Raw genomic sequence first — 9,530 nt, forward strand, 5'->3', positions numbered from 1 at the left:
GTAAGCGAGCAAGCGAAGACGATCACAGTGAAAAGCCTCGCGCGAAAAGAACTGAAGTAGGAAAATCCTAAAAAATGAAGTAGACTACGGAATGTATGACTTCGGAGCCAGAATGTATATGCCGGATTTGGGAAGATGGGGAGTCATTGATCCATTAGCGGAAAGCTACAGAAGGTGGTCGCCTTATCATTATGCGATGAATAACCCAATCAGGTTTATTGATGCAGACGGGATGGGGTCTTATGACGAAAATGGCAAATGGGTTCGAGAGAGTGATGAATTTAACAGGTTTTTCACTGATCCTTGGAGAAGAACAAATAATTCATTAACAACAGGTGATGCAGCTGGAAATGGTGGTGGTAATAACGTAACCATGGGAGATTTGCTGGATGCCTTGTTTGCACAATCTGATGGTTATACACCAAATTTTGAGCAGTTTGATTTTTCAAAGTTTATTTCTGAAGCGAATGGATTCGGATCTGATGAAGATACTAAAAAAGCACTTGCTTTAAAAAAGCAATATGAGTTAAATAAGAATATTCAGATGGCAGAAACTATATTATCTGAAGCTTTATTTGAAACTACTCAATATGGACAGATTCTTCAATACTCAAGAAAAGCATTAGTGAAAATATATGGAAGTGATGACTATAAATCTATAAATAATGTTTATAACGTTTTAGTAGGTAAACTTGATATGTATAAAAAAAGTTTAAGTAATGCAGATAATGCTGCATATACAGCTGTTGTTGCAGGAATCGTTGCATCACTCGGGGCAAATACATTAAGGCTTGAAGTAAAGAACAAATATCTACTATATCAAATAGAACGGTTAGATATTAATGTTTATAAAATGATTTTTCCTGATTACCACACAGGATTTGGCGGTGGTGGAGCAAAAGGAAAATGGTAATAATTTTTTTGTAGTATAATTTTATGGATAAAACTCTAAAAGGATGTCTTTTTTCGGCAATCGCAATAATTTTAATAGCATTTGGAATTACTTTTTTTATAATTAAAAATGTTAATAATACATTTCTATCAGATAGATCAAAAGTAGATACTTCTTGGAATCATTATATAGCATTTTTACATGAAAGAAATGAAAACCTATACAACAATGAAAATCTAAAGAGTATTGTGCACTTGGTTAATAATACAGAGAAACTTATTAAGCTTAAAAATAAGAAGAAAGAATTATTATCTAATGAATATGTTTTAAATGATAGTTTAATAAGAATTAAATATATGCCGGAAATTAATCAAAAGTTAAATAATTATTTGCTTTTATATAATACCAATGTAAGGGAATTTAATATTAAATATTCCACCTTTCCTTACAACTATATTCGAAAAAAACACAAGGTTGAATTATATGATTATTTTAAAATTGATTATGGTAGCGATAATAAGAGTTTAATAAGAGAACAAAAAAAAGTCAATGATTGGATTGAAAATGGTGGAGAATTAAAGTAGATGAAAAATAGATGAGTAATTATTCAGAATATTTTTTACTACTTTACAAAAATTAATAGCTAGCAATAGGTGCGGCTTTTGGGTTGCACCTATCTAATTTTTATAAAGTGGATATGATGGTCGCAGAAGTTCACCTAAATAAATATTTACTTGAAAATTTAGAAGATGAAAGAATTTCTCATAATGAGATGAACAATCCTATTAAGTGTATCGATCCTGCGGTATGGGTTCTTATGATTCAGAGGGTGTTTGGCATAGTGAAATGGAGGATTTTAATAATTACCATCATATAGACTGGAGATCACCTGATGAAAAAGAGTATAATACCTTTAAACCAAGCGATAAAGGTGGCGGTGGCGGACCAGGTATAAACATGGGAGATTTGTGGGATGCTTTACTTGCATCGAGTAACAGTACCCATACTCCTGATTTCTCGCAGTTTGATTTTATGCAATTTGGAGGCGATGATAAATCTAAAGCAAATGTATATATCGAAACTGATGGAGTTGGGCATGTCTACTTAGAAATTGATGGCACTGTTTATTCATATGGTAGATACAATGGAAGCTATTCTCCGCCATTAGGAAGTTTAGGCCCGTATGGAGATGGTATATTATTAAAATTAGATGGCAATAATGCTGCAAACTTTATAAAAGAAAGAAATGAAAAATATCCTACATCTAAGTTTTCAGTTGAAGTAAATGGTACTCAAGTAAAGGCTTATTATGGTAAATTATATAATTCAGGAACCCCACTAGAGGGGAAAAAAGGATATTATAAATATGGCAGAGCTGTTGATGTATACAGTTTAGTAGGTCCTGGAGGAAACAATTGTACTACAATTACCTACAAAGCATTAAATTCAGGAGGAGCACGCGTAAAACCCGCCCAAACTCCAGCTGGAATGTTGTATGACTTTCAACAAATAGAATATGTTAAACGAGGATACAACCCAGGCCGTCATATTTGGGGGCCCAAATAAAATTAATTATGAAATTTAAAACACTTTTAATAGTCTTACTTTTAATTTTAATAGTCGGATCAAGTATAAAATATCTTGATTTATCTGTTTCTGAAAAATATGAGACACAATTAGAGGGGTTAAACCCTACAAAAGAACAAATTAAAGATGCACAAGATTTAAAAAGGAAAATAGATATGAATAAAAAAATTGCCCTTTCTATTATTTTTCTCTCAATAGTAGCAATTTATCCAATTTCTCGAATAAAAAATAAGTTGTGATAAATTAACTCTCAATTGATTTATATATTGGTAATAAATTATAGCATTGAAATTCAATGCTATAATTTATAAATAACCTAATCTGTCAATATAATAAATATAATAAAGCTTCAGAGCCAGAATGTATATGCCGGGTCTGGGTCCATTACCGGAAAGTTACAGAAGATGGTCTCCTTATCATTACGCAATGAATAACCCAGCCAATTTAACAGATCCTGATGGTATGGGTTCTTATGATTCTGAAGGAGTTTGGCATAGCGAAATGGAGGATTTTAATAATTACCACGGATTGAATTTTGATTCTCCTATTGAAAGACAGTTTAATACATTTTCAAATCCTGATGGTTTTGGATCTGGAGGTGGCAGTAATGTAACTATGGGAGATTTGTTAGATGCCTATTTTGATTCCCAAAAGGATAAAAGTAATGAGGTAGATTTCTCACAGTTTGATTTTACGCAATTTGGAGCAGAAAATGATGATGAACCAGATAATGGTTATGATAAAAATGGTAAGAAAATTAATAATAATGGTGGGGATACAACAGATTATATATATGATAGTAATGGTAAAGTTATTTCTTCGACATCTGTAAAATTTACCTTTTCTCAAGGTGGCGAATTAAACTACACTTTTGAAGGATATGGCTTTAGACATCTTACGATTGGAACTGGTGGGACTCTATATGATCCTAGTATGGATATGTTTCAAGCATATGTAGGAGTTAAAGAACTCAAAGCAGGTTTAACATTAATAAAAATGGGAGTTACCAATTTAAGTAAGGCCGAATTAGATCATAAAGTTTTAGGAAATGCGAGTAAAACTGTATTAGAATCTACACAGTATTATTATGAAACTCTAGGAAAAGCTAGAATAAATTTACTATGGGGAAAAATAAAATCATTACCCTATTATACTGGTGTTAAAGCAGGTTGGACACCAAATTGGTTTAGTTTTTTTGGACGAAATGCTGTTTGGTTTGGTGGTGCAAGAACTGGAGCTGGAGGTGTGCTAATATATAATTCTACTAAAAGAAAATAGTTCTCATTATGGAGTCTCAAATAGAACAAAAAGTAGTTTCATTTTTTAAAGAATGGGGTATTTATAATAATAACTTAAAAAATAAAACAATTATTAACACGATTGATCAGGATTTTCTAGATATGGAAATGGTCTTTGAACTATTTTTTAAGGAATTTAATGTTTCAAATAGCGAAATGTTAAATGTTAATAAATATTTTTATAAAATATCTTTTTTCAATAATTTGTTAATGAAACTAGGATTTGAATTGAAAATAAAGCCAAAACCTTCACTTACAATTTCACATATGGCAGAGGTAGCAAAACGAAAAGAATGGTTTGACCCAAAATAAATAGAAATCCTCATTTGGGTTTGTTATCTTTTTTAGAACAAAAATTAGATTATTGAAATCAATATTCTAATTTTAAATGGTTCGTTTTTTTGTAAAAGGTCAATATGGTATTACCCAGCCAAGACAATACAAAGTTTACAATGTACGGATCCGGATGGAGTCAAATGTGCATAGATTACTGGAAACCGGGGAAATTGTAGAAAATAACAACTACTACCCTTTCGGGATGCTGCATAATTACACAGCAACCACTCAGAATGCTTACCAATACAAATTTAATGGTAAGGAGTTTCAAGAAAGCGGGATGTATGACTTCGGAGCCTAAAAAAACCTCCCTTGCGGGAGGTCAAAAACACAAATGATGAAAAAAAATTATTTGAAATTATTTAATTCCTAGACAAAGTTACCGCCTAAAAAAATACTATTTTATGAGTAAGGTCATAAATGGTATTTTTTGAGATATTTTAAGGGGTTACTCCCATTCTATCGTTGCAGGGGGTTTGCTGGAGATATCATATGCTACCCTGTTGATTCCTCTTACTTCATTGATGATTCTGTTGGAAACCGTTTCAAGGAACTCGTAAGGTAACTTACTCCATGTTGCCGTCATGAAATCAATGGTATTGGCAGAACGAACAACTGCAGTATATTCATATGTTCTCTCGTCTCCCATTACTCCTACAGATTTTACGGGAAGTAATACGACGAAAGCCTGAGAAACCTTTTCATACAGGTCATTTTTATACAATTCCTCAATGAAGATATCATCTGCTTCCTGAAGGATTCTTACTTTGTCAGCATCTACAGCTCCCAATACCCTGATTCCTAAACCTGGTCCCGGGAAAGGGTGTCTGTATACCAAATGATGCGGAATTCCAAGCTCCTCGCCTACCTTTCTTACTTCATCTTTGAAAAGCTCTCTCAATGGCTCTAATAATTCGAATTCCATATCCTCCGGAAGTCCGCCCACATTGTGGTGTGATTTGATCACTGCTGAAGGTCCGTTCACTGACTGGCTTTCGATAACATCCGGATAAATTGTTCCCTGTGCCAGGAACTTAGCACCTTCAATTTTATGAGACTCTTCATCAAAAACGTGAATGAATTCGTTTCCGATGATCTTTCTTTTCTGTTCAGGGTCATCAATGCCTTCAAGCTTGGATAAGAATCTTTTGGAAGCATCCACCATTTTAATGTTCATATGGAAATGCTCTCCGTAGTTATCCATTACTTTCTGGCCTTCATTCTTTCTCAATAAACCGGTATCTACGAAGATACAAGTCAACTGGTCACCGATCGCTTTATGGATCAACACTGCCGCTACAGAAGAGTCAACTCCTCCTGAAAGTCCTAAGATTACTTTGTTATCTCCTACTTTTTCACGGATCTCCGCAACTGTTTTCTCGATATAATTGGTTAATTTCCAGTTTTTCTCCGCTTTACAGATTCCGAAAACGAAATTTTCAAGCATTTTACCGCCTTCTTCCGTATGGGAAACTTCCGGGTGGAACTGAACACAGTAAATATTTCTTTCGGCATTAGAGATGGAAGCAATAACGCCGGAAGTCGCATTCAGCTCAAAACCAGGAGGAAGCATTCCTACTTCATCAAAGTGGCTCATCCAAACGATAGAGTTTTGAGAAACCCCTTGAAGTAGAGCACTTTCTTTTACAATTTCCAAGTGAGCCTTTCCATACTCCCCTTTTACTCCTTTATGTACTTTCCCACCTAAAACGTGTGCCGTCAGCTGCATTCCGTAGCAGATTCCCAACACAGGAATCCCCTGCTCATATAATGCTTTTTCCACTAAGTGAGCATTTTCTGCGTTCACAGAACTTGGTCCTCCGGAAAGGATAATCCCTTTCGGCTGTTTTTCTAAAATCGTTTGTAAAGGTGTACTGAAAGGAAGGATTTCAGAATATACTCCCATCTCACGGATTCTTCTTCCGATAAGCTGGTTGTACTGGGATCCGAAATCTAATATAATAATACCGTTATTCATTGTATAATTGATGATTGATAATTAATAATTGATAGAAAGCCGAAAGCGATAAACTTCTAACTCCTTAATATAAATTGTTTTACAAAAAAAGACTTGGAAGCGCTCCAAATCTTTTTTTGTGGTTTTTATCAGAATTTTCCGATGTCTTCTCTGTAGAAACTGTAGTCGAAGTGAACAGGGATGGCATCCTCGTAAACTTTCTTACGGGCTTCATCGTAAGTAGCCCCTGTAGCAACCAGGTTCAATACCCTACCGCCGTTAGAAACCACTTTATCTCCTTTTTTGATCGCTCCTGCATATAATAGCTGACTATGTTTCACTTTGTTTTCTCCCACAATTTCAAAACCTGTTTCAATGTTTCTCGGATAACCTCCTGAGCACATAACCAGACAAACTGCTTTTTCATTTTTGAATTTAAGCTCAATGTCTTTACCGTGCATACAATCGTTAATCACATCTAAAAGGTTGTTTTCCATAAGAGCCATGAGAACCTGAGTTTCAGGATCACCGAATCTCATGTTGTATTCAAGAAGATAAGCTCCTTTTTTTGTTACCATTAATCCGAAGAAAATAATTCCTTTGAAACTGAAACCTTCTCCTTTAAGGCCTTTGATAGTAGGTTCTAATATATTTTGTTCGAAATCTGCATAATGTTCCTCTGTAAACTCAGGGCTTGGTGCTACAGATCCCATACCTCCTGTATTTGGCCCCTTATCACCGTTACCGGCTTTTTTATAATCTTTTACAGGGATACAAGGGAATAATTTCTCACCATTTGAGAATGCAATAATAGATGCCTCAAAACCTTGCAAATATTCTTCGATAACCAATTGGATACCTGCGTCTCCATAAATTCTTCGGATCATGAAGTCGTGAATGGTAGCTTCTGCTTCTTCAACAGTATCACAGATTACCACTCCTTTTCCACCCGCCAAACCACTTGCTTTAACCACCAGCGGATATTCCTGGGTCTGAACATATGCTTTTGCGTCAGGATATGAATCAAATACCACAGCTTTTGCTGTTTTGATATCATAGGTCTGCATAAATTTCTTTGAGAAGGCTTTACTTCCTTCAAGACTTGCCACTTTCTGAGTAGGACCAAAAACTTTAAGATCATGTTTCTTAAATTCATCCTTCAAACCTGCTACCAATGGAGCTTCAGGACCTACGATCGTTAAATCTACTTTTTCTTTAATGGCGAAATCTCTAAGTTCTTTGATTTCTGATAAATGAACATTTTTCCCTATTGCATCGGTAGTCGCATTTCCGTTAGCAAAAAACATTTTAGTAACTCTGGAGTCTTTATGAAGTTTTGCTGCCAGAGCAGATTCTCTTCCACCTTCACCTATGATTAATATTCTCATACTTTATTAATTAACTAGTCTATTTTACAAATATATAATTTTGAATGCTATAAATACAATCTCAAAATCAATTTTTAATTCTATTTTAATTAGTGTAAAAAGTGTCTCATCCCTGTAAACATCATCGGAATAGCGTGCTCGTTGGCCGCATCAATGCTGTCCTGGTCCTTTACACTTCCACCCGGCTGGATGATTGCTTTAATACCCTCCTGAGCGCAAAAATCTACGACATCACGAAACGGGAAGAAAGCATCCGAAGCCAATACCAAATCTCCAGAGAATTTCTCTTTGGCTCGTTCAATGGCCTGTTGTGTCGCCCAGATTCTGTTTACCTGACCTCCACCAATTCCAAAAGCCTGGATTCCGTTGGAAACCACAATTGCGTTTGATTTCACGTACTTCACTACTCTCTGGGAGAAAAGCAATGCTTTTTTCTGTTCTTCAGTAGGCTGAACATCAGTAACTACTTTAATATCGTCAGAGAAATGAGTATCATAATCCTGAACGAGCATTCCGCCATCGATCTTCACCCACATTTGTTTGTCGGATACAGGATTTACAATTTTTATGATTCTTAAGTTCTTTTTCTTTCTTAAAACTTCTAAAGCTTCCTCATCAAAATCAGGAGCCATTACAATTTCAAGGAACGTTTTATTTAATTCTTCAGCTGTTGCCGCATCAATCTTGTAGTTCATGGCAACAATTCCGCCAAAGATGGAAACCGGATCACATTCGAACGTTTTCTGATAGGTTTCCAATGCTGAAGTTCCGATCGCCACTCCACAAGGTGTAGAATGCTTTACGGCACAACAGGCCATTTCTTCTTTGAACTCATTTACTACTTTCCAGCAAAGGTCCATATCACGAAGGTTGTTGAAAGAAAGCTCTTTTCCACCAAGCTGTTCGAAATCTTTCATTGCCCCATTTTCGAAAGTAGAAACATAATAGGCGGCTGTCTGATGTGGATTTTCTCCATATCTCAGGTCAGAAACTTTCTTGTAAGATGCATTTAGATACGTTGGATATTCTTCATCTAAAAGCATTCTTGAAATAGCTGCATCATAAGCAGAAGTAAGATTGAATACTTTTCCGGCTAACTTTTTACGTGTTTCAATATACGTGTCACCGTTCTGTTCCATTTCCAGTTTTACGGTTGCATAATCTTCCACATCGGTAATGACGGTAACGGAATCAAAGTTTTTGGCTGCCGAACGTAGCATGGAAGGACCACCGATGTCGATAAACTCTACTTTATCATGTAAAGAAATGTCTTTGTTTACATTTTCAAAGAAAGGATAAAGATTCACGATCACCATGTCTATCAGACCAATTCCATGCTCCTGAACCGTCTTCATGTGCTCTTCGTTGGAACGTACAGCCAAAAGCCCGCCGTGAACTTTCGGGTGTAAGGTCTTCACTCTTCCGTCAAGCATTTCAGGGAAATTGGTAACCTCATCAATCTGAATTGGATTTAAACCAGCGTCTTTCAAATGTTTGAAAGTTCCCCCCGTAGAAATTAATTCATAATTCTGGGCTTCCAAAAACTGCGCGAATTCAATTAATCCGCTTTTGTCAGAAACACTGATTAAAACTCGTTTGCTCATAGATTTTTCATTTTTTTAAGCCGGAATCGCGAATCTGCGATTTGTTGCTCATTTTACTTTCGATTTTTTACTTTTTACAGCTATTTCAAACTGTATCCCGGTCTTTCACCCCCGGATTTACTTTATTTTACTTAGATTTTATCAAATGTTTTCGAAATATTTTTTTCAAAATCTAATGTGTTTTTTAACCACCCCGTCAAAAATTCTTAGAATTTTTGACACCCCTCCAGAGGAGGGGAATTTTTATTTTAAATATTACCCAATACTTTGTTAATAGCTTTAGGGAAAATTTCATATTCTATCTGATGAACTTTTTGTGCTAAAGTATCAGGGGTTTCGTTTTCCGTTACTTCAAAACACTTTTGAAGAATGATTTCTCCTTCATCAATTCCTGATGTTACAAAATGAACCGTTGCGCCGCTTTCCACCTCTTTTGCTTCTATAACTGCGTTGTGAACATTCATCCCC

Annotated in this window: 11 protein-coding genes; 7 read left to right on the forward strand and 4 right to left on the reverse strand. The window is 35.4% G+C overall.

Annotated elements, in window-relative coordinates; translation table 11 throughout:
• Positions 1-91: 91 nt before the first annotated feature.
• The 7 genes from ACGHIN_RS15545 (at position 92) to ACGHIN_RS15575 (ending at position 4,414) form a co-directional block, all read left to right on the forward strand.
• Positions 92-913: an RHS repeat-associated core domain-containing protein gene (locus ACGHIN_RS15545; RefSeq protein WP_390455534.1), complete on the forward strand. Its 822-nt coding sequence runs from the start codon at positions 92-94 to the stop codon at positions 911-913.
• A gap of 23 nt (positions 914-936) precedes the next feature.
• A complete protein-coding gene (locus tag ACGHIN_RS15550; RefSeq protein WP_390455537.1) occupies positions 937-1,476 on the forward strand; it encodes a LemA family protein in 540 nt (179 codons plus the stop codon).
• A 223-nt stretch (positions 1,477-1,699) separates the two neighbouring features.
• Positions 1,700-2,458, forward strand: coding sequence for a hypothetical protein (locus ACGHIN_RS15555; protein ID WP_390455540.1), 759 nt, complete (start codon positions 1,700-1,702; stop codon positions 2,456-2,458).
• A gap of 8 nt (positions 2,459-2,466) precedes the next feature.
• Positions 2,467-2,718 carry a hypothetical protein gene (locus ACGHIN_RS15560; protein WP_390455543.1) on the forward strand — a complete coding sequence of 84 codons (252 nt, stop codon included), beginning with the start codon at positions 2,467-2,469 and terminating at the stop codon, positions 2,716-2,718.
• A gap of 187 nt (positions 2,719-2,905) precedes the next feature.
• Complete coding sequence (locus ACGHIN_RS15565; protein WP_390455546.1) at positions 2,906-3,757, forward strand: hypothetical protein; 852 nt, start codon at positions 2,906-2,908, stop codon at positions 3,755-3,757.
• A gap of 8 nt (positions 3,758-3,765) precedes the next feature.
• A complete protein-coding gene (locus tag ACGHIN_RS15570) occupies positions 3,766-4,089 on the forward strand; it encodes a DUF1493 family protein (RefSeq protein ID WP_390455549.1) in 324 nt (107 codons plus the stop codon).
• Between the two features lie 76 nt (positions 4,090-4,165).
• The gene (locus tag ACGHIN_RS15575; RefSeq protein WP_390455552.1) at positions 4,166-4,414 is read left to right on the forward strand and encodes a hypothetical protein; all 249 of its coding nucleotides are present in this window, start codon (positions 4,166-4,168) and stop codon (positions 4,412-4,414) included.
• A gap of 147 nt (positions 4,415-4,561) precedes the next feature.
• Here the strand turns inward: ACGHIN_RS15575 and guaA are convergent, their stop codons facing one another.
• The 4 genes from guaA to ACGHIN_RS15595 form a co-directional block, all read right to left on the reverse strand.
• A complete protein-coding gene (gene guaA / locus ACGHIN_RS15580; protein WP_390455555.1) occupies positions 4,562-6,091 on the reverse strand; it encodes a glutamine-hydrolyzing GMP synthase in 1,530 nt (509 codons plus the stop codon).
• A 128-nt stretch (positions 6,092-6,219) separates the two neighbouring features.
• Entirely contained in the window at positions 6,220-7,458 is a 1,239-nt protein-coding gene (gene purD, locus ACGHIN_RS15585; protein WP_390455558.1) for a phosphoribosylamine--glycine ligase, read from the reverse strand.
• Between the two features lie 89 nt (positions 7,459-7,547).
• Positions 7,548-9,062, reverse strand: coding sequence for a bifunctional phosphoribosylaminoimidazolecarboxamide formyltransferase/IMP cyclohydrolase (gene purH / locus ACGHIN_RS15590; protein WP_390455561.1), 1,515 nt, complete (start codon positions 9,060-9,062; stop codon positions 7,548-7,550).
• A 248-nt stretch (positions 9,063-9,310) separates the two neighbouring features.
• Positions 9,311-9,530 (reverse strand): formyltransferase family protein (locus ACGHIN_RS15595; RefSeq protein WP_390455564.1); only part of this gene is annotated, 220 nt, incomplete at its 5' end.

Source organism: Chryseobacterium barbadense (assembly GCF_042849955.1).
Classification (GTDB): Bacteria; Bacteroidota; Bacteroidia; order Flavobacteriales; family Weeksellaceae; genus Chryseobacterium.

What these genes read in the sequence shown, in the direction of transcription:
- purD (WP_390455558.1), bottom strand. Translation starts at nt 7,458, where the DNA reads ATGAGAATATTAATCATAGGTGAAGGTGGAAGAGAATCTGCTCTGGCA.
- ACGHIN_RS15555 (WP_390455540.1), top strand. Translation starts at nt 1,700, where the DNA reads ATGGGTTCTTATGATTCAGAGGGTGTTTGGCATAGTGAAATGGAGGAT.
- ACGHIN_RS15575 (WP_390455552.1), top strand. Translation starts at nt 4,166, where the DNA reads ATGGTTCGTTTTTTTGTAAAAGGTCAATATGGTATTACCCAGCCAAGA.
- ACGHIN_RS15570 (WP_390455549.1), top strand. Translation starts at nt 3,766, where the DNA reads ATGGAGTCTCAAATAGAACAAAAAGTAGTTTCATTTTTTAAAGAATGG.
- ACGHIN_RS15560 (WP_390455543.1), top strand. Translation starts at nt 2,467, where the DNA reads ATGAAATTTAAAACACTTTTAATAGTCTTACTTTTAATTTTAATAGTC.
- ACGHIN_RS15565 (WP_390455546.1), top strand. Translation starts at nt 2,906, where the DNA reads ATGAATAACCCAGCCAATTTAACAGATCCTGATGGTATGGGTTCTTAT.
- purH (WP_390455561.1), bottom strand. Translation starts at nt 9,062, where the DNA reads ATGAGCAAACGAGTTTTAATCAGTGTTTCTGACAAAAGCGGATTAATT.
- guaA (WP_390455555.1), bottom strand. Translation starts at nt 6,091, where the DNA reads ATGAATAACGGTATTATTATATTAGATTTCGGATCCCAGTACAACCAG.
- ACGHIN_RS15545 (WP_390455534.1), top strand. Translation starts at nt 92, where the DNA reads ATGTATGACTTCGGAGCCAGAATGTATATGCCGGATTTGGGAAGATGG.
- ACGHIN_RS15550 (WP_390455537.1), top strand. Translation starts at nt 937, where the DNA reads ATGGATAAAACTCTAAAAGGATGTCTTTTTTCGGCAATCGCAATAATT.